Raw genomic sequence first — 18,491 nt, 5'->3', positions numbered from 1 at the left:
CGGCACACGCCGTTCTTCAACGGATACCGGCCGCAGTTTTACTTTCGGACGACGGACGTTACGGGCGTGATAACCCTGCCGGAAGGGGTGGAGATGGTCATGCCGGGGGACAACATCTCTACGGACATAGAACTGATAACGCCGATAGCGATAGAGGAGAAGCTGCGTTTCGCCATCCGTGAAGGCGGGCGCACGGTAGGTTCCGGCGTGGTCGTTTCGATAAATCAGTAGCGGCGCTTTGGCGGGCGAAACAATAAAACAACGGCCCGTACGGCAATTAAAAAAGCGCATCGTCGGGATGATGCACGAAACGGAAAGGGAGGCAACAGGCGTGAAAGAGAAAATACATCCTGATTTTGGGGTGACCAAGGTAGTCTGCGCTTGCGGCAATGCGTTTGAAACAGGGTCGGTGCGGAAAAATTTGCGGGTAGACGTTTGTTCCAAATGCCATCCGTTTTTTACCGGCCAGCAACGCAATGTAGCCGCGCGCGGGCGCATTGAGAAATTCAAAAAACGCTACGGCGAGAATGTTTGAAACCGGCGCCGACATTTGGCGGCAACTTGGGCAGGGCGTTTTTGGCTCTGCCCTGTTTGTATAAGTTGGGGAGCGAAAGCATGGAGAAAAATCCTATCGGCGGACAAGCGGTAATCGAGGGCGTCATGATGCGGGGTCCGTCCGGGCTGGCCACGGCCGTGCGCAAACCTGACGGCGAAATAGTCGTAAACAAAAAGCCGTTTGTAACCATCGCTTCCCGGCATCCTATCTTGAAAAAGCCTTTTCTGCGCGGCTTCGTCATGCTTGCCGAATCGCTTGCCTGTGGGATAAGGGAACTTTCCTGGTCGGCCCGGGAAGCGGGCGAAGAAGGGGAGCAGCTTACCGCGCGCGATTTGGCGTTGACTATGGCTTTTGCCGTTTTTTTGGCGGTCTTGCTTTTTATTGTCATACCCACCTATATGGCGAGGTTTCTGTCCGGCAGCGGCTTCGGTCATTTCTGGCTGAACATGGCGGAAGGCTTGTTGCGGCTTGCCATTTTTTTGCTGTATGTCGTGGGAATTTCCCTGATGAAAGATATACGGCGGGTATTTCAGTATCACGGCGCCGAACACAAGACCATTAACGCTTATGAGGCGGGGGCGGAACTTACGCCTGAGAAGATACAGGGATTCAGTACGCTGCATCCGCGCTGCGGGACCAATTTCCTGCTTATCGTGATGGTAATAAGCATAGTCATCTTTGCGTTTTTGGGCTGGCCGAGCCTTCTTTGGCGGATCGTTTCACGGGTGCTTTTGATGCCGGCGGTGGCCGGCATAAGTTATGAAATAATCCGTTTTGCCGGAAACAATTTCCAATATCGGTTGGTCAGGCTGCTGATAATGCCCGGCCTTTTGCTGCAAAAACTGACCACCCGCGAGCCGTCCGGCGAACAGATAGAAGTGGCGGTAAAAGCCCTGGAAGCGGTTTTGCCGGAGGCGGCCGCGGAAGGGGCGGCCGGCGGCGAAGGGCGGGGCCTGGGTTTTGCCGGCTGATTTATAAGAGGTAGGATTATGTTGAGCAAACTGCAGGCGATTGAAGATCATTATCTTGATCTGGAAAACAAAATAAGCGACCCGGACGTTATCGCGCGCCAGGGCGAATGGCAAAAATATACCCGGGAACGCGCGCGTCTTACGGATTTGGTGGAAAAATTCCGCGAATACAAAAAAATATTGGCCGACCTTTCGGACGCGCAAACCCTGCTGCGAGAAGAAACCGACACGGAAATGCTGTCTCTGGCGCAAAACGAGTTTGACGCGGCCAAAAAAAAGATCGGCGCGGCGGAACAAGAACTGAAAATGTTGCTTTTGCCCAAAGACGAAAATGACGAAAAAAACGCGATCCTTGAAATTCGCGGCGGCGCGGGCGGCGACGAAGCGGCGCTTTTTGCGGGCGATCTTATCCGCATGTACAGCCGTTACGCGGAAAGCGAAGGCTGGCGCGTCGAATTTATGGATGCCAACCCCACAGGACTGGGCGGCTTTAAAGAAGTCATTGTAATGATTCACGGGGACGGGGCGTATGGCCGGCTGAAATACGAAAGCGGCGTGCACCGCGTGCAGAGGGTGCCGGAAACTGAATCCGGCGGCCGGATACATACCTCGACCGTAACTGTGGCGGTTTTGCCGGAAGCCGAAGACGTTGAGGTGGAAATAAACCCCGTTGATTTGCGGATAGACACTTATTGCGCCAGCGGCGCCGGCGGCCAGTATGTCAACAAGACCGAATCGGCGGTACGGATTACGCACTTGCCGACGGGAATAGTTGTGCAGTGCCAGGATGAAAAATCCCAACTGCAGAACCGGGAAAAATGTATGCGCGTATTAAGGGCCAAACTTTTGGAAGCGGCGCGGGAAGGCCAGCGCGCGGCGGTGGCGGAGAGCCGTAAAAATCAGGTTGGGACGGGCGATCGCAGCGAAAGGATAAGGACTTACAATTTCCCGCAAGGCCGGGTAACCGACCATCGAATCGGCCTGAACCTACATAAATTGGAAGAGGTTTTGAACGGCGGCCTGAAAGAACTGACAGACGGGCTGGCCGCCGCCGTTCAGGGCGAACGCCTGAAACAGGCGCGGTGATAATGAAAGGCAAAAGCCAGGCGCGAAAAATCAATGAGCTCATTGACCTGACAAAGCGGTATTTCATTGGCCGGTCCGTGGAAAACCCGCGACTGGACGCGGAAATGCTGCTTTGCCACATTCTCGGGAAAGACAGGGTATATCTTTACGTTCATTTTGACCAGCCGCTGGAAGAGGCGGAAATAGACGCTTACCGGGAACTTGTCAGGCGCAGGGCGGGCGGGGAGCCAATAGCCTATATAACGGGGCGGAAGAGTTTCATGGGCATGGAGTTTGCCGTCAGCCCGGATGTTTTGATTCCGCGCCCGGAAACGGAGTTTTTGGCGGAAGCGGCGATAAAATACTGCCGAGGGAAAAAGGCGCGGTTTTTGGATGCCGGCACAGGCAGCGGGGCATTGGCCATAAGCGTATTGCGAAGCTGCCCGGACGCGCGCGCCGTGGCGCTTGACATATCCTTGGCCGCTTTGGGGCTGGCCAAAAAAAACGCGGAAAAGTTTTCCCTGGCCGGGCGGATAGAATTTATAAATTCTGACATCGGCGACTTTTTTGATTGCGCGGACGCGGAAAAATTCGACCTGATAATTTCCAACCCGCCTTACGTCCCGAGCGGCGAAATCGCCGCGCTGTCGCGTGAGGTGCGGAAAGAGCCGCTTTTGGCTTTGGACGGTGGAAGGGACGGGCTGCGTTTTTACCGGCTGATCCTGGGGCGGGGCAAAAGGCTGCTGGCGGCAGGCGGAAGTATTTTTTTGGAGATTGGCTCCACGCAGGCCGCCGCCGTGTCGGACATGGCGCGAGAGGCCGGGTTTGCGCGCTGCGCGGTGATTAAGGATTACGCCGGGCTTGACCGGACGGCGCTTGTTTCGGAAGGCGGATTTTAAATGCGTACGCTGCTTTGGCGGCTGGAACGAGGCAAAGACAATACCGCCGCTTTGTCGGAAGCCGCCGCCCTGATCCGGGGCGGCGGCACGGTGGCGTTTCCAACGGAGACGGTTTACGGGCTGGGCGCCGACGGCCTGTCCGAAACGGCGGTGAAAAAAATTTTTGCCGCCAAAGGGCGCCCGGCGGACAATCCGCTCATCCTGCACATTGCCGACAAAGGAAAAATAAGGCTTTTGGCGCGAGAAGTGCCGGATTGCGCGGAAAAATTCATTGAAAATTTCTGGCCAGGCCCACTTACGCTTGTCTTGAAAAAAAGGCGGCAGGTACCCGACGCCGTAACGGCGGGGCTTGATACTGTGGCGGTCAGGATGCCGTCGCATCCGGTGGCGGCCCGGTTCATAAACATTTGCGGTACGCCGCTGGCCGCGCCTTCGGCGAACATTTCCGGCCGCCCCAGCCCTACCGAAGCCCAAGCTGTGGCCGACGACCTCATGGGCAGGATCGGGGGGATAATTGACGGCGGCAGCGCCGCGTGGGGAATAGAATCGACCGTAGTGGACTGCGCGGTTTCCCCGCCGGTTATATTGCGCCCGGGCGCGGTTACGCGCGAAGACATAGAAAAGGTGTCGCCCGTGCGGGAAGGGGAGCAAGGCAGCGGCGCGCCCCGTTCGCCTGGCATGAAGTATCGCCATTACGCGCCGCGGGCGCCGCTTTATCTCTTGTCGCCGGCTGACGCGGCACGTCTCGCCGCTTTTCTCATAAGCCAGGGGCAAGGGAGATCGCGCGTCGGCGTACTGGCCGGACGCGACCTTTTAGACGACCTGCCGGCAGGGATCATCGGCCTGGGCGGTTGGCGCGGCGAACAGGACTACGGGCTGCTGGCGGCCAATCTTTATCAATGGCTGCGGGAATTTGACCGGCGCGGGGCGGAACTTATCTTGGCGCAGCCGGTCGCTGCGGCGGGAATAGGCCGGGCGGTCAACAACCGCCTTTTTAAAGCGGCCGGCGGCAAGTTTTTTGTTTTTGGCTGAAAAGGGCGGCCGGCCGGTCGCGGCGCGGGCAGGCGGCGGGATTGATTGCGATTGCGCAAGCCTGTTTTCTTTGATATGATATATATGACATAGGCGGGGATAACTTTTGCGATGCACACAGTCCTTTTTGTTTGCAGCGGCAACACTTGCCGCAGCCCGATGGCGCAATTTCTTTTGCTGCGCAAAATAAAAGACAAAGGCCTGTCCGGCCGGCTCCATGTACTGTCCGCCGGGCTTTGCGCCCGCGCGGGCGACGAAATGGCGGCGGCGGCGCGGGTGTCCATGCGCAAAAGGGGGATTGAGCCGGGCGGTTTTTTCGCGCGCGCGGTGGACGCGGAGACCGTTGGCCGGGCGGATGTCATTATCACCATGACTTTGGCTCAGCTCGGGGCATTAACAGCTTCTTTCCCGGCCGCGCGGGGAAAAGCCTTCCTGTTGGGGGATTTTTGCGGCGGCGGCGACGTGCCGGATCCTTTCGGCGGCGGCGGCGAAGAATACGAAGCCTGCGCCGCCCGGCTGGAAGACATGCTCGGGCAGGCAATGGAAAAAATAACCGTAATGTTGGGTGATGAAAAGTGAAAATCGTGCTATCTTGCGATCACGGCGGCTATAAACTGAAAGAGAGCGTAAAGGGCTTGTTGTCCGAGGCGGGCATGGACTTTGAGGATTACGGCGTGTTTGACGAGAAGCCGGCCGATTATCCCGAAATAGCCGCGCGCGTTTGTGCCGCCATAAAAGACGGGCGTTTCGCGCGCGGCATACTTATTTGCGGAACCGGCGTGGGCATGTCAATTGCCGCCAATCGGTTCTCAGGCATAAGGGCCGCTTTGTGCGGCGACGAATTTTCCGCGCGGATGAGCCGCGAACATAACGACGCCAATGTGCTTTGCCTGGGCGGACGGACAATCGGGCCAGGATTGGCGCTTCTTATAACAAGAAGCTGGCTGGAGACGGAATTTACCGGCGGCCGGCACACGCGCCGCTTGGCGATGATAGATAAAACATAATGAAAATCGGCAATATGGCATTATTTAAGGGGGAACACTGTTGAAATGACTTTGCTGAAAAATACGGACAAAGAGCTCCATAGCGCCATTGTCAGGGAACTGAACCGCCAGCGGGACAAAATCGAACTGATCGCGTCCGAGAACTTCGTCAGCTATCCCGTTCTGGAGGCGCTGGGCAGCGTACTGACCAACAAGTACGCCGAAGGCTATCCGGGCAAACGCTATTATGGCGGCTGCGAATATGTGGATGAAGTGGAAACGCTCGCGATTGAACGGGCAAAGGGACTGTTCGGCGCGGAGCACGCCAATGTGCAGCCACATTCCGGCGCCCAGGCCAATATGGCGGTGTATTTTTCCGTTTTGCAGCCGGGCGATGCCATTTTGGGCATGAACCTGGCGCACGGCGGGCATTTGACCCACGGCAGCCCGGTGAACTTCTCCGGCCTTTTATACAAAATCGTGCCTTACGGCGTAACCGAACGGGAAGAAACCATTGACTACGACCTTTTGCGCGCCTTGGCGCTTGAGCACAAGCCCAAATTGCTCGTGGCCGGGGCGAGCGCCTATTCGCGGTTCATAGACTATGAGAGAATGGCCGCGATCGCCAAAGAAGCGGGCTGCCTCTTCATGGTGGATATGGCGCATGTGGCCGGCATCATTGCCGCAGGCCTTCATCCGTCGCCCGTGCCTTGCGCCGACTTTGTAACTACCACCACGCACAAGACGCTGCGCGGGCCGCGCGGCGGCATGATCCTTTGCAAGGAAAAATACGCCAAGACAATTGACAAGACTATTTTTCCGGGCATCCAGGGCGGCCCCTTAATGCATGTCATAGCCGCCAAAGCGGTTTCTTTCGCGGAGGCGGCGACGCCGGAATTTAAACGCTACCAGCAAAACGTGATTAAAAACGCGGCGGTTTTGGCCGCGGAACTGACCAAGGCGGGCTTTCGCGTAGTGTCCGGCGGCACCGACAACCACATGATGCTGCTCGATCTTCGGCCGCAGGGCATAACCGGCAAGGACGCGGAAAAATTGCTTGACGCGGTCGGCATTACGGTCAACAAGAACGCCATACCTTTCGATCCGGCCAGCCCGTTTGTTACCAGCGGCATAAGGCTGGGAACGGCGGCGGCAACCACTCGCGGCTTTGACGAGGGCGCGATGGGGGAAGTCGCGGCGATTATCGCCCTTGCGCTGAAAAACGCCGGCGACCGGGCGGCCGCCGCCCAGTCATCGCTCAGGGTAGCGAAGCTTTGCGGCAGTTACCCGCTCTACCCCGAAATCAGCTGATATGCCCCCGGCAAAAACACGGACGAAATTTAGCGGCCAATTCGCCGCCCCGCGTGGCGCAAAACGCCGCACAGCCCGTAGCGACGGAGATTTTGGACAAAGCGGCGCGGCAAAAGCCGCAAATGGCCGCTATTTCAGCCAAGAGCAGTATTTTGCAGGAAAAGGATAGTTATCCATGCGCGATATAACCCGCCCGGACTGGGACGAATATTTCATGGAATTTGCCTTGGCCGCCGGGAAAAGATCTACCTGTTTAAGGCGCGCCGTGGGCGCTTTGCTCGTAAAAAACAAGCGTATATTGGCGACAGGCTATAACGGCGCGCCGCAAGGCCTTAAACATTGCGGCGAAACCGGTTGCCTGCGGCAGAAGCTCAACGTGCCGTCCGGGAAAATGCACGAACTTTGCCGCGGCCTGCACGCCGAACAAAACGCGATCATCCAGGCGGCCCTGCACGGCGTGCCCATTGCCGGCTCAACGCTTTACTGTACCCATCAGCCCTGCGTGGTTTGCGCGAAAATGCTGATCAACGCCGGCGTGGAAAAAATAGTTTTCGCCCATCCTTACCCTGACGAGTTGGCGGAAAACATGCTGAACGAGGCCGGAATACAATTGGCCGTTTTGTCGCTCCCATAGCCGGGGCGGCGAAAAGCGCCCGCTTTAGGGCGCGGTGGCCGGCGAATTGACAACAGGGCGGTAAATAATGTAAACTTACGGTGATGTCATATTTTATCGGATACGGCTCTGCCTTCGGCAGAGGGAGGGTTGCCGGTTTGCATACTTATGTCGTGGCGTTTGTCATAGGCCTGGCCGCCTGTTACATATTGACGCCGCCGGTCAGTCGGCTGGCGGCAAGGTTAGGCGCGATCGACCGGCCGGATCACCGCAAGGTGCACAAAGCCCCCGTGCCGCGCATGGGCGGCCTTGCCATATATGCGGGCTTTGTCGCCGCCATTTTTGCCAGCGTGCATTTAAGTCATGAAATAGCCGGATTGCTTTTGGGCGGCACGCTGATTGTCATAATAGGCGTTATTGACGATATATGCCAGCTGCCGGCGAAGCTGAAACTGCTGGGGCAGGTAGCCGCGGCGGGCGTGCTCGTCCTGTTCGGCGTGAAAATCGAATGGCTTACCTACCCCGGCACTGGCGGCTATCTTTATATGGATCATTTCTCCGTCCCCGTTACCATTTTGTGGGTGGTGAGCATGACCAACGCGCTCAATCTGATTGACGGGCTGGACGGCCTGGCGGCCGGGGTGTCGATGATCGCGTCTTTGACCGTCTGCCTTGTCGCCGTCCAGAACGGGCTTTATCCGGTGGCGGTGATGACGGCCGCTTTGGCGGGCGCGACCTTTGCCTTTATCAAGTATAATTTCAACCCGGCTTCTATTTTTATGGGCGATACGGGCAGTATGTTCTTGGGCTATATGCTGGCGGCCATTTCGGTATTCGGCGTGGTCAAGAGCGCGGCCGCCATTGCCCTTCTGACGCCGGCGGTCGCCTTGGGGCTGCCGATCATAGATACCTGCTGCGCTATTTTGAGGCGCTACAGCAACGGCAAACCTATTTTCCAGCCGGACAAAGGCCATTTGCACCACCGGCTGCTGGCGGCCGGATTGAGCCAGAAACAAGCTGTTTTCCTCATGTATCTCATCAGCGCGGCGCTCAGCGCCAGCGCGGTGTTTTTTACCGGTTACGTCAATTGGGCCGGCCTGGCGGTTATCGGCTTGGTCATTGCGGCGGTGTTTGTCGGCGCGAAGAAAATGGGCATTCTCAATGATATATGACCGGCGGCTTTGGCAAACGGGCGGCAAGGCTTTTCTCCGATTTTGCCGTTGCCCCGGGCGCCCAAAACATGAGCCGCCCAATGAGATATTTATTGCGCCCGGCTTTAATCCTTGCAGGAATTGCAAGTGTTTTGTAGAATAAATGTCAGAAAGTTATATTTTTGTTAAATCCGCCGTTCGCCGATCCTCGTAACTGCCTCAAATAAAAAGGGGTTGCCGGTGAAAAATAAATGGGACGAGATATTTTTAGCTTTTTCTTTTATGTCTTTCGTCAGCTCCACTTTGATCGGCTGCCTTATATCAGGCTATTTTGCCGGCAAATGGGTTGACGGCAGGTTTGCCGTTTATCCGGCGGGACGGATCGGAGGGGTAGTTTGCGGCATGGTTGTTGCCGTCTGGGCAATTGCGCGGCATCTAAAGGATAATTTCGTCAAACACGCCAAGAAAAGAGAATAATGCCAATTCGCAGTGATTCCCCGCTGAAAATAATAGGGCGGTTTTTGTTGGCGGCCGGACTGGTTTCTCTTCCTTTTGTGATAGCGGCGTCGCTGATGCGCAAATTCGCCGTTTCCGCCGCCTTGGCGGCGGGATTTGCCGCCGGCGCGGTTGACAACGCGGTAATGTTGGGGGGCATTGCCAGAAGTTCTCGAAAAAGCGGGGCAAAGGCTTTTGCCCTTATGAAAAGGAACATGTTTCTGAGAGTTGCCATTGCGGGCGCGGTATGTTTCCCGGCCATCAAAGCCGGGATAAATATGTTCTGGTTTTTCTTGGCTTTTTGTCTTGTGCATGTGGTTTGCCTGGTTTTTGTCGTAATCATCGCGCGCGAGGGCGCAAAGCTCCCTGGGCGCGGAAAGGAGTGAAAAGCGTGACAGCGGAAAGTTCAATAATTGATTTTGGCACAAAGGAGGTCGCCGGTTTTGTCGTAAACACACAGACAATTTATATGTCTTGGCTGACCATGGCGCTGGTGGCGATCCTTTTGTTCGCGGCCGGGCGCAATCCCAAGCTTGTGCCGGGCAAGTTGCAATTGTGCGTTGAAATGGTTTTTGACTTTGTGTTGGGGCTGGTTAAAAACAACTTGACTGAAACCGGCAGGGAATTAGTGGGGTCGTTTTTTGTTACTTTGTTCCTGTACATCTTTATCGGCAACGAATTGGGGCTTGTGCCGCAACTCTTTACGCCTTTGCATGTGCACATAACGTCCCCCACCAACGACATAAACACGACCCTCGGGCTGGGGTTTATGGTGATCATTACCATTCAGGTCCTTGGCGCCGCGCGGCACGGCCTCTCTTATTTCAAGCATTTTTTCCAGCCGATGCCGATCATGTTTCCCATAAACCTCTTGGATGAATTGTTAAGGCCATTTACCATGGCTTTTCGTCTGTTCGGCAACATTGTCGCGGGCGAGATACTGCTGATCGTCCTGTACCGGCTGGCCATGTGGCTGGTTCCGGAGATATGGGTCGGCTTCAGCTTGGCGATCGGATTGATCCAGGCGATTATCTTTACGTGCCTCAGCATCTGCTATATGCGCGGGGTATTTGCCGCACACGATTCGCATTGAGCAAATTATTTATAAATTATAAAATTATGAATTTTGAAAGGATGGAGTAAAATTGGAACAGACGATCATTATAGCAAGCTCCGCAGTAGGCGCGGCGATTATCTGCTTTGGCGCGGCGATTGCCGCAGGGTTCGGCAACAGCTTTTTGGGCAGCAGGGCGCTGGAAAGCATGACCCGCCAGCCGGAACTGGCCGACAAGATTCTTGTCAATTCGCTTATTTACATGGGACTGATTGAAGCCGTGCCGATCATCGGCATAGTCATCGCCATAATCCTAGTATTGGCCAACCCCTTTATCTGACGCGCGGGAAAAGTATGACTGAAATCAGCCGGCGCCGCCTTTTGCCGGTGCCGGTCGGATAAGAAAGGAGTGCCTTTTTTTGGTCGATATTAATTGGACTCTGGTTGCGCAAATTTTCAATTTTTTGATTTTGTTCGCTATTGTGGCTCTTTTCGCCTACAAACCCATAGTAAAGATCATGGACGAGCGGCAAAGGCGCATAGCTGAAAGCATGGAGAACGCCGAGACCGTAAGGCTGGGCGCGCAAAAAGCCAAGGCGGAATATGAACATCAGTTGGACGAGGCCCGCGCGCAGGCGCAGGAGATTATTGACAAAGCCAAAAAAACGGCCAATGACGCTTGCGAACAAATGCTGGCCGAAGCCCGCGCCGAACAGGAACAGATTGTCAAGAGCGCCAAAGAACAGATTGAGCGGGAGAAAGTCAACGCGCTCCTGGCGGTCAGGGGCGAAGTGGTCGCTTTAAGCATGCAACTGGCCAGCAAAGTTGTCGAGAAAAAACTTGACGAGGAAACCGACCGCAAGCTCATCAACGAATTCCTGGACGAAATTACCAGTAAGTCCGGCGGACTGCCATGCTGAACACGACGCATGAAATCGCCGGCAAGTATGCCCAGGCGCTTTTTGAATTGGCGCGGGAAGAAGGTTCCTTGCCCAAAGTGAAAGAAGACATCCGATTTATGGCCGCTGTTTTTGCGCAAAACGCGCAAATAGGGGATTTTTTGGAAAACCCTTTCGCGGAAAGAAACGCCCGGAAAAATGCAATTGAAGAAATATTCAAGGCTTATGTCCAGCCGCTCTCTTTGAAGTTCATCTTGGTGCTGGCGGAGAAAAGAATGGAAAAATTGCTGCCGCTTGTTTTGAAAGCTTTTAACAGCTTGCTTTACGAGGAAGAAGGCATCGTGGAAATACGCGTTACCACGGCGAGGAATTTGTCCGAAAGCGAATACGGGCTGATTTCGGAGAAACTGGCGGCGGCTTTGAAAAAGCCGGTAATGCTTGAACGGCACGTGGACAAAGGCATAGTAGGCGGGATGATTGTCCAAATAGGCGACCGGCTGATAAATGGCAGCGTAAGCAAAAAGCTGCGAGATTTCAGTCGGCTGCTTGATAATATAAATTCCGACGCGAAAGGGGCGGCGGACGCGGGATGAAACTGAAAAATGAAAGCCTTGCCGCCATCAAGCGGCAAATACGCTCTTATGCGGTCGGCGCGCAAAGCTTAAGCGGCGCGCAGGTAAAGATTACTACCGCCCGCGAGTTGCCGCCAAACGAGTACGATGCGATCGTAAAGAGATTAAAGGGCAAGCTGGGCCGGGAAATTTTCGCCGAAAGAAAAATCGATCCCCGGATCATTGGCGGGATAATCATCCAATATGGCGACAAGATCATTGACGGCAGCGTTGCCCGCCAGCTTCGGCAATATAATGAAACGATGTCAAAGGTCGACGTCAAAAAGATCGGGGTGACAAACGCAATATGATGAAGCCTGAAGAACTTACGGCCCTCATCAGCCGTCAGGTGGAAAATTTCAAAACGGACTTCAATGTTGACGAAGTAGGCATTGTGGACGAAGTCGGAGACGGCATCGCCCGCGTACACGGTTTGAGGACGGCGATGGAAGGCGAAATGCTGGAGCTGCCAAACGGCGTAAGCGGGATGATCCTTAACTTGGAAGTCGACAGCATCGGCGTTGTGCTCATGGGCGGAGAAACCTTGGTAAAAGAAGGGGACATAGTGCGCCGCACCGGCAAGATCATGCAGGTGCCGGTCGGCGATGCCATGGTCGGGCGGGTCGTCAACGCGCTGGGACAGCCGATCGACGGCAAGGGAATTATCGATGCCACTGAATATCGCGCCGTTGAAAGCCCGGCCCCCGGCATTGCCGCCCGCGAGTCGGTAAAAATCCCCTTGCAGACAGGTATAAAAGCCATAGATTCCATGGTGCCGATCGGGCGTGGGCAGAGGGAACTCATCATCGGCGATCGCGGCACCGGCAAGACCGCCGTGGCGATCGATACCATAATAAACCAGAAAGGGCTCGGCGTTATTTGCATATACGTAGCCATAGGGCAGAAAGCATCGACGGTGGCGCGCGTCGTGCGCACGTTTGAAGAGCACGGCTCCATGGACTACACCATCGTGGTGGCGGCCAACGCCTCCGACAGCGCGCCGCTGCAATATCTGGCTCCTTACGCCGGCGTTACCATAGGCGAATACTTCATGCGCAAAGGGCAGGATGTGCTATGCGTTTATGACGACCTGTCCAAACATGCTGCGGCCTATCGAGCCATGAGCTTGCTTTTGCGCCGCCCGCCCGGGCGCGAAGCCTATCCGGGCGATGTGTTTTACCTTCATTCCAGGCTTTTGGAACGCGCCGCCAAATTGGACGCGGAAAACGGCGGCGGATCCATCACCGCCCTGCCGGTCATTGAAACCTTGGCGGGCGACGTTTCCGCCTACATACCGACCAACGTCATATCCATAACCGATGGGCAGATATTTTTGGAGAGCGAGCTTTTTTATTCCGGCATACGGCCGGCGATCAACGTGGGACTTTCGGTTTCGCGCGTCGGCGGCTCCGCCCAGATAAAAGCGATGAAAGCCGTGGCCGGGCGCTTGCGGCTGGATCTTGCCCAATACAGGGAATTGGCCGCGTTCGCGCAATTCGGGTCCGACCTTGACAAGGCCACTAGGGCGCAGATCGATCGCGGCGTCCGAATGACGGAAATCCTGAAACAGGGCCAGTACTCGCCGCTGCCGGTGGAGCAGCAGGTTATGAGCATTTATGTCGCGACCAACGGGTATATCGACGATGTGGAGGTTGAAGACATTTCCAGGTTTGAGAAAGAATTTCTTGCCTTTATGAAAACCAACTATCCGGAAGTCGGCAAAGCGATAATGGAAACCAAAGCCATTTCGCCCGAAACCGAAGCAACCTTAAAGAAAGCCATAGCCGAATACAAGGATATGTTTGGCGTAAGTAAAATCAGCGTTGCCAGCGAAGCGAGGTGACGGGCGGTGGCATCCACAGGCGGCATCAGGCAGAGAATACGCAGCGTCAGGAACATCCAGCATATAACCAAAGCGATGAAAATGGTGGCGGCGGCGAGGTTTCGCCGCGCCCAGTCGCAAGCCGTCGCCAGCAAGCCTTTTGCCTTGAAGATACAGGAAATGCTGGCTAACGTGGCCGCAGTCGAGAAAGAAGTAGTCCATCCGCTGCTTGTGGCGCGCGAGGTAAAAAACGTCGTTTATTATGTTGTCGGCGCCGACAAAGGGCTGGCGGGGGCTTACAACTCAAATGTCGCGAAATTGGCCGCTTCCGAATTAAAAGGCCGCGCCAACGCGCAGCTTGTAACTGTCGGGCGCAAAATGCGGGAATACTTTTCGCGGCGGCAATATAAAATAATCGAAAGCTTTGACAGCTTTTCCGAAAAGCCCAGTTACCAGAACGCCGTGGAAATAGCGCGATCTATGTCGGCAAAATACATTGCGGGCGAATTTGACGAAATAAACGTAATCTATACCCAATTTCACTCGCCCTTGCGGCAGATTCCCATAGTTGTTAAAGTGTTGCCGGTGGAACCTCCCCAATACGATGAATTCGGCGAAAGCGGCCTCGTAAGGAGCAAGGGGCTTCCCCGCGGCGACCAGGAATATATTTTTGAGCCGGGGACGAAGGAAACATTGGCCGCGCTCGTGCCGCGCTATCTGGAGACTGTTATCTACGCCGCCCTTATCAATGCGGCGGCCAGCGAGTTGGGATCAAGAATGGCCGCGATGAGCGCGGCCACCGACAATTCAGCGGACATAATCGCAAAGCTGACGCTTTATTACAATAAAGTGCGCCAGGCCGCCATAACCCGTGAAATAACCGAGATTGTCGGCGGAGCGGAAGCCTTAAAATGAAAATGAGGAGGAAATATTTTGAATACCGGTAGAGTAGTGCAGGTAGTGGGGCCAATTGTTGACATAGCGTTTCCTCCCGGCCAGCTGCCCTCGATTTTGAACGCGGTCAGGATTGAAAGCAAACCGGGCAAAAACGAAGGCGACGCGATTAATCTTACCGCCGAAGTGATGCAGCATATAGGGGAAGACACTGTGCGCGCCGTTGCCATGTCTTCGACTGACGGCTTGGTGCGCGGAATGGAGGCGGTAGATACCGGCTCGCCCATAAAAGTTCCGGTCGGCGAAGGCACTTTGGGGCGGGTTTTCAACGTTCTCGGCGAAACCGTGGACAACGAGCAGGCCGAAGTGAAAGCGGCCGGCTATTGGCCGATACACAGGCCGCCGCCCAGCTTTGAGCAGCAATCGACCACCACTAAAATATTTGAGACAGGCATAAAAGTCGTCGATCTCATAGCGCCCTATTCGCTGGGCGGGAAAATCGGCCTTTTCGGCGGCGCGGGCGTTGGCAAGACGGTTCTCATCCAGGAACTTATCCATAACATAGCTACCGAGCACGGCGGCTATTCCGTCTTTGCCGGCGTGGGCGAACGTACGCGCGAAGGCAACGATTTGTGGAACGAAATGAAAGAATCCGGCGTCATAGAAAAAACGGCCATGGTTTACGGGCAGATGAACGAACCGCCGGGGGCGCGCATGAGAGTCGGGCTGTCGGGCCTTACTATGGCGGAATATTTCCGCGACGTGGCCGGGCAAGACGTACTGCTTTTTATTGACAATATATTCCGGTTTATCCAAGCCGGCTCGGAAGTATCGGCCCTTCTTGGCCGCATGCCGTCAGCGGTCGGCTATCAGCCGACTCTGGGCACGGACGTCGGTGCCTTGCAAGAGCGCATTACCTCCACCAAGACAGGCTCCATTACCTCCGTACAGGCGGTTTATGTTCCGGCGGACGACCTGACCGATCCGGCGCCGGCCGCTACCTTCGCGCACTTGGACGCGACTACTGTCCTGTCGCGGCAAATAGCCGAGCTGGCCATCTATCCGGCGGTGGATCCGCTGGAATCCACCAGCAGGATACTTGACCCTTTGGTCATTGGGCAGGAGCATTACGATGTGGCGCGCGGCGTACAGAAAATATTGCAGCGCTACAAGGAGTTGCAAGACATTATCGCCATACTCGGCATGGAAGAACTTAGCGAAGACGATAAACTGACGGTTGCCCGCGCCAGGAAAATCCAAAGGTTCCTCAGCCAGCCCTTCTTCGTGGCAGAGCAGTTTACCGGCACGCCGGGGCAATATGTGACGCTGGCCGAAAACATCCGCGGATTTAAGGAAGTATTAAGCGGCAAGCACGACGATTTGCCGGAGGGCGCTTTTTATATGGTGGGCACGATTGACGACGCAGTGAAAAAAGCGAAAGCCATGAAGGTGGATTGATTTTATGGCCGACAGGCTGCAAGTTGACATCATAACGCCCGACAGTACGGTGCTGTCGGGAAAATACAATATGGTGGTGGTGCGTTCGGTGGAAGGGGAACTCGGCATTTTGGCCGGGCACATCCCTATGATCGTTACTTTGAGCGAATGGCCGGTAAAGCTTAAAAATGAGGACGGCGCAATAACTTATGTCAGCGTGAGCGGCGGTTTCATGGAAGTGCGCAACAATCAGATTTCCATTCTCGCCACGGCTGCGGAAATGCCTGCCGACATTGACGCGAAGCGGGCGCGGGCAGCCAAGAAGAGAGCGGAAAAACGGCTTGCGACCAAAGGTGAATACGATCATGCCAGAGCGCAGGTTGCCTTAAAGCGTGCCGCCGGGCGCATAAAAACCGTTGAATTGAGCGGCAAAGCGCGTTGAGGCGGTCGCCCGCTCATTGACTTGTTGATTTTTACGGAGGCGGCAAGTTGGACAAACTTATTATACGGGGCGGAAAAAAACTTGGCGGCACAATAAAAGTCAGCAGCGCCAAGAACGCTGTCCTGCCGATTATCGCGGCGTCCATATTGGCCACGACGCCCAGCCGGATCGAAGACATCCCGGTTTTGGAAGACGTGAGGACGATCAGCGAAGTTTTGACTTGTTTGGGTCTTTCCGTTACAATGGAAAACGATGCTTTAAGCATTGACGGCAAAAACATAACCAGCAACGAGCCCCCATACGAATTGATGCGCAAAATGCGGGCCTCTTTCCTTGTGATGGGCCCGCTCCTGGCCCGCAAAGGCGAGGCGCGCGTTTCGCTTCCCGGCGGCTGCGCCATAGGGACGCGGCCTATCGACATCCACCTCAAAGGGTTTGCGGCTTTGGGGGCGCGGATCTCCACCGGGCACGGCTACATAGAAGCCTCTGCCCCGAAAGGGCTCAGAGGCGAGCGGATATATCTTGATTTCCCCAGCGTGGGCGCGACGGAAAACATCATGATGGCGGCGGCTATGGCCAAAGGGCGGACCGTTTTGGAAAATTCCGCCCAGGAGCCGGAAATAGTGGACCTGGCCAATTACCTTAACGTAATGGGCGCCCGTGTGCGCGGCGCCGGCACAAATCAGATAAGAATAGACGGCGTCAAAGAAATAAAGGGAGTAACCCATACGGTCATCCCCGACCGGATAGAAGCGGGAACCTTCATGATCGGGGTGGCCATGGCGGGCGGCGACGTGCGCGTTGAAAATGTGCTGGTCGAACACCAAAAGCCGCTTGTGGCGAAATTAAAAGAAGCGGGCGTCAAAGTCGAGGAGGACAGATACGGGGTCAGGATAGTTTCCGACGGCACGTTCAAAGCCGTTGACATAAAGACGCTGCCTTATCCCGGCTTTCCGACCGACATGCAGGCCCAGATGATGGCTATGGCTTCGGTGGCCAACGGCACAAGTTTGATTACGGAAACGGTTTTTGAAAACAGGTTTATGCATGCCACCGAACTGAAACGCATGGGCGCGAAAATAAAAATCGAGGGGCGCAGCGCGGTGGTCGAAGGAGTCAAAACGCTTACCGGCGCCACGGTGAAAGCCAGCGACCTCCGGGCGGGGGCGGCGATGGTGCTGGCCGGCATGGTTGCCGAAGGGGAAACGGAGATAAGCTGCGTGCATCACATTGACCGCGGCTATGAAAAACTGGTGGAAAAACTGCAAAATATCGGCGCCGACATCAGGAAGGTCAAGGCATAGCCGGCGGCGCGCCGCAAACGGTTTGGGCGGCCCGGCAAATAACAATTGGAAAAAAAGATATTTTGTAGTAAAATATAAACTGTGCCGTACCAGACGAAGTTTAACGCTTGATACCCACGCGCCATAAATGAAACAGGGGAAAGGAGGGCGTTTGTTTGAACAGGGGCATCTATACTTCCGCCAGCGGCATGATGGTTGAAATGGTCCGTACCGATACTATCGCCAACAATCTGGCCAATTGCAATACCGCCGGGTACAAAAAAGACATAAATATCAGCAAGGATTTTAACAGCATGCTGATTGAGAGAATCCGCGACGGGGAAAACCCCGCGCCCCAAATCGGCCATTTGGGGACAGGGCCGGTCGCGTGGGAGAATTTTGTCGTTCATCAAAAGGGCGGCTTTATTGAAGCGGGCAGCCCGCTCAGCGCGGCGATCGGCGGAAGCGGCTATTTTACTGTGGAAACTCCGGCCGGAGTGCGTTATACCCGTAACGGGACCTTTACTCTAAACAGCGAAGGGACGATAGTTACGATGGATGGGTATCCGGTATTGTCCGCCGCCGGCGCCAGCATTACGGTTTTTGACAACCAGCCGGTCCATATCGGCAACGATGGACGGGTTTTCAACGGCAACCAGGAAATTGCCCAATTAGGGCTGGTTGACGTGGAAAACACTCGCGCATTGCGCAAAGAAGCGGGTGTTTTTTTCCGGCTGGAGGACGAAAGCCAGATCCGTCCCTTTACCGGCAAGGTCTTCGGCGGCATGCTGGAAGTTTCCAATGTCAATGTCATCGAGGAAATGGTAAACCTTATCGCGAGCTACCGCGCTTATGAAATCAACGCCAAAGGCGTCCAGACCCATGACCAGCTCAATGAAAAAGCGGTGAATGACGTCGGGCGCGCATAACATGGAAAGGGGCGGTCCCTTTCGGGGAGCCTCGGCCCTGA

General features: G+C 55.4%; 24 protein-coding genes. All 24 read left to right on the top strand.

The window, feature by feature from the left end; translation table 11 throughout:
- Window positions 1-231: elongation factor Tu (gene tuf, locus LBO03_06115; protein MDR3349160.1), on the top strand; the 231-nt coding region annotated here is incomplete at its 5' end.
- A gap of 100 nt (window positions 232-331) precedes the next feature.
- Window positions 332-535 carry a 50S ribosomal protein L31 gene (rpmE, locus tag LBO03_06110; GenBank protein ID MDR3349159.1) on the top strand — a complete coding sequence of 68 codons (204 nt, stop codon included), beginning with the start codon at window positions 332-334 and terminating at the stop codon, window positions 533-535.
- Window positions 536-615: 80 nt separating this feature from the next.
- Window positions 616-1,527, top strand: coding sequence for a DUF1385 domain-containing protein (locus LBO03_06105; GenBank protein MDR3349158.1), 912 nt, complete (start codon window positions 616-618; stop codon window positions 1,525-1,527).
- Between the two features lie 18 nt (window positions 1,528-1,545).
- Window positions 1,546-2,613, top strand: a complete 1,068-nt coding sequence (gene prfA, locus LBO03_06100) for a peptide chain release factor 1 (GenBank protein ID MDR3349157.1) — start codon at window positions 1,546-1,548, stop codon at window positions 2,611-2,613.
- Window positions 2,614-2,615: 2 nt separating this feature from the next.
- Window positions 2,616-3,491, top strand: a complete 876-nt coding sequence (gene prmC / locus LBO03_06095; protein ID MDR3349156.1) for a peptide chain release factor N(5)-glutamine methyltransferase — start codon at window positions 2,616-2,618, stop codon at window positions 3,489-3,491.
- Window positions 3,492-4,523 (top strand): threonylcarbamoyl-AMP synthase, encoded by a 1,032-nt coding sequence (locus LBO03_06090; protein MDR3349155.1) that lies wholly within the window; start codon window positions 3,492-3,494, stop codon window positions 4,521-4,523.
- Window positions 4,524-4,634: 111 nt separating this feature from the next.
- Window positions 4,635-5,102, top strand: a complete 468-nt coding sequence (locus tag LBO03_06085) for a hypothetical protein (protein ID MDR3349154.1) — start codon at window positions 4,635-4,637, stop codon at window positions 5,100-5,102.
- The gene (gene rpiB / locus LBO03_06080) at window positions 5,099-5,530 is read left to right on the top strand and encodes a ribose 5-phosphate isomerase B (protein ID MDR3349153.1); all 432 of its coding nucleotides are present in this window, start codon (window positions 5,099-5,101) and stop codon (window positions 5,528-5,530) included. Before LBO03_06085 ends, rpiB begins: the two co-directional genes overlap by 4 nt.
- 45 nt (window positions 5,531-5,575) lie before the next feature.
- Entirely contained in the window at window positions 5,576-6,820 is a 1,245-nt protein-coding gene (locus LBO03_06075; protein ID MDR3349152.1) for a serine hydroxymethyltransferase, read from the top strand.
- A gap of 175 nt (window positions 6,821-6,995) precedes the next feature.
- Complete coding sequence (locus LBO03_06070) at window positions 6,996-7,454, top strand: cytidine/deoxycytidylate deaminase family protein (GenBank protein ID MDR3349151.1); 459 nt, start codon at window positions 6,996-6,998, stop codon at window positions 7,452-7,454.
- A gap of 137 nt (window positions 7,455-7,591) precedes the next feature.
- Complete coding sequence (locus LBO03_06065; GenBank protein ID MDR3349150.1) at window positions 7,592-8,605, top strand: undecaprenyl/decaprenyl-phosphate alpha-N-acetylglucosaminyl 1-phosphate transferase; 1,014 nt, start codon at window positions 7,592-7,594, stop codon at window positions 8,603-8,605.
- A 219-nt stretch (window positions 8,606-8,824) separates the two neighbouring features.
- Entirely contained in the window at window positions 8,825-9,061 is a 237-nt protein-coding gene (locus LBO03_06060; protein ID MDR3349149.1) for a hypothetical protein, read from the top strand.
- Window positions 9,061-9,465 (top strand): hypothetical protein, encoded by a 405-nt coding sequence (locus tag LBO03_06055; GenBank protein ID MDR3349148.1) that lies wholly within the window; start codon window positions 9,061-9,063, stop codon window positions 9,463-9,465. The genes LBO03_06060 and LBO03_06055 overlap by 1 nt, the downstream gene beginning before the upstream one ends.
- Window positions 9,466-9,470: 5 nt before the next feature.
- Entirely contained in the window at window positions 9,471-10,172 is a 702-nt protein-coding gene (gene atpB / locus LBO03_06050; GenBank protein ID MDR3349147.1) for a F0F1 ATP synthase subunit A, read from the top strand.
- Window positions 10,173-10,224: 52 nt separating this feature from the next.
- Window positions 10,225-10,473 carry a F0F1 ATP synthase subunit C gene (gene atpE, locus LBO03_06045; GenBank protein MDR3349146.1) on the top strand — a complete coding sequence of 83 codons (249 nt, stop codon included), beginning with the start codon at window positions 10,225-10,227 and terminating at the stop codon, window positions 10,471-10,473.
- Window positions 10,474-10,552: 79 nt separating this feature from the next.
- Window positions 10,553-11,053, top strand: coding sequence for a F0F1 ATP synthase subunit B (gene atpF / locus LBO03_06040; protein MDR3349145.1), 501 nt, complete (start codon window positions 10,553-10,555; stop codon window positions 11,051-11,053).
- On the top strand, window positions 11,047-11,625 hold the full coding sequence (gene atpH / locus LBO03_06035) for an ATP synthase F1 subunit delta (GenBank protein MDR3349144.1): 579 nt from the start codon (window positions 11,047-11,049) through the stop codon (window positions 11,623-11,625). The genes atpF and atpH overlap by 7 nt, the downstream gene beginning before the upstream one ends.
- Window positions 11,622-11,954, top strand: coding sequence for a F0F1 ATP synthase subunit delta (locus LBO03_06030; GenBank protein MDR3349143.1), 333 nt, complete (start codon window positions 11,622-11,624; stop codon window positions 11,952-11,954). The genes atpH and LBO03_06030 overlap by 4 nt, the downstream gene beginning before the upstream one ends.
- On the top strand, window positions 11,951-13,486 hold the full coding sequence (atpA, locus tag LBO03_06025; GenBank protein ID MDR3349142.1) for a F0F1 ATP synthase subunit alpha: 1,536 nt from the start codon (window positions 11,951-11,953) through the stop codon (window positions 13,484-13,486). Before LBO03_06030 ends, atpA begins: the two co-directional genes overlap by 4 nt.
- A gap of 6 nt (window positions 13,487-13,492) precedes the next feature.
- Entirely contained in the window at window positions 13,493-14,380 is an 888-nt protein-coding gene (gene atpG / locus LBO03_06020; GenBank protein MDR3349141.1) for an ATP synthase F1 subunit gamma, read from the top strand.
- Window positions 14,381-14,398: 18 nt separating this feature from the next.
- Window positions 14,399-15,817, top strand: coding sequence for a F0F1 ATP synthase subunit beta (gene atpD / locus LBO03_06015; protein ID MDR3349140.1), 1,419 nt, complete (start codon window positions 14,399-14,401; stop codon window positions 15,815-15,817).
- A 4-nt stretch (window positions 15,818-15,821) separates the two neighbouring features.
- On the top strand, window positions 15,822-16,238 hold the full coding sequence (locus tag LBO03_06010) for a F0F1 ATP synthase subunit epsilon (protein MDR3349139.1): 417 nt from the start codon (window positions 15,822-15,824) through the stop codon (window positions 16,236-16,238).
- Between the two features lie 47 nt (window positions 16,239-16,285).
- The gene (gene murA, locus LBO03_06005; protein ID MDR3349138.1) at window positions 16,286-17,542 is read left to right on the top strand and encodes a UDP-N-acetylglucosamine 1-carboxyvinyltransferase; all 1,257 of its coding nucleotides are present in this window, start codon (window positions 16,286-16,288) and stop codon (window positions 17,540-17,542) included.
- A gap of 155 nt (window positions 17,543-17,697) precedes the next feature.
- Window positions 17,698-18,450 carry a flagellar hook-basal body protein gene (locus LBO03_06000; GenBank protein MDR3349137.1) on the top strand — a complete coding sequence of 251 codons (753 nt, stop codon included), beginning with the start codon at window positions 17,698-17,700 and terminating at the stop codon, window positions 18,448-18,450.
- Window positions 18,451-18,491 lie beyond the last annotated feature (41 nt).

It is taken from the genome of Acidaminococcales bacterium (genome assembly GCA_031290885.1).
In the GTDB taxonomy this organism is placed as follows: domain Bacteria; phylum Bacillota; class Negativicutes; order Acidaminococcales; family JAISLQ01; genus JAISLQ01.
The sequence above is the reverse complement of the archived record's forward strand: the minus strand, read 5'-3'. Positions and strand labels throughout refer to the sequence as shown.

Coding starts and splice junctions, on each gene's coding strand:
- LBO03_06105 (MDR3349158.1), top strand. CDS start 616: ATGGAGAAAAATCCTATCGGCGGACAAGCGGTAATCGAGGGCGTCATG.
- prfA (MDR3349157.1), top strand. CDS start 1,546: ATGTTGAGCAAACTGCAGGCGATTGAAGATCATTATCTTGATCTGGAA.
- prmC (MDR3349156.1), top strand. CDS start 2,616: ATGAAAGGCAAAAGCCAGGCGCGAAAAATCAATGAGCTCATTGACCTG.
- LBO03_06090 (MDR3349155.1), top strand. CDS start 3,492: ATGCGTACGCTGCTTTGGCGGCTGGAACGAGGCAAAGACAATACCGCC.
- LBO03_06085 (MDR3349154.1), top strand. CDS start 4,635: ATGCACACAGTCCTTTTTGTTTGCAGCGGCAACACTTGCCGCAGCCCG.
- LBO03_06075 (MDR3349152.1), top strand. CDS start 5,576: ATGACTTTGCTGAAAAATACGGACAAAGAGCTCCATAGCGCCATTGTC.
- LBO03_06070 (MDR3349151.1), top strand. CDS start 6,996: ATGCGCGATATAACCCGCCCGGACTGGGACGAATATTTCATGGAATTT.
- LBO03_06055 (MDR3349148.1), top strand. CDS start 9,061: ATGCCAATTCGCAGTGATTCCCCGCTGAAAATAATAGGGCGGTTTTTG.
- atpH (MDR3349144.1), top strand. CDS start 11,047: ATGCTGAACACGACGCATGAAATCGCCGGCAAGTATGCCCAGGCGCTT.
- LBO03_06030 (MDR3349143.1), top strand. CDS start 11,622: ATGAAACTGAAAAATGAAAGCCTTGCCGCCATCAAGCGGCAAATACGC.
- atpA (MDR3349142.1), top strand. CDS start 11,951: ATGATGAAGCCTGAAGAACTTACGGCCCTCATCAGCCGTCAGGTGGAA.
- LBO03_06010 (MDR3349139.1), top strand. CDS start 15,822: ATGGCCGACAGGCTGCAAGTTGACATCATAACGCCCGACAGTACGGTG.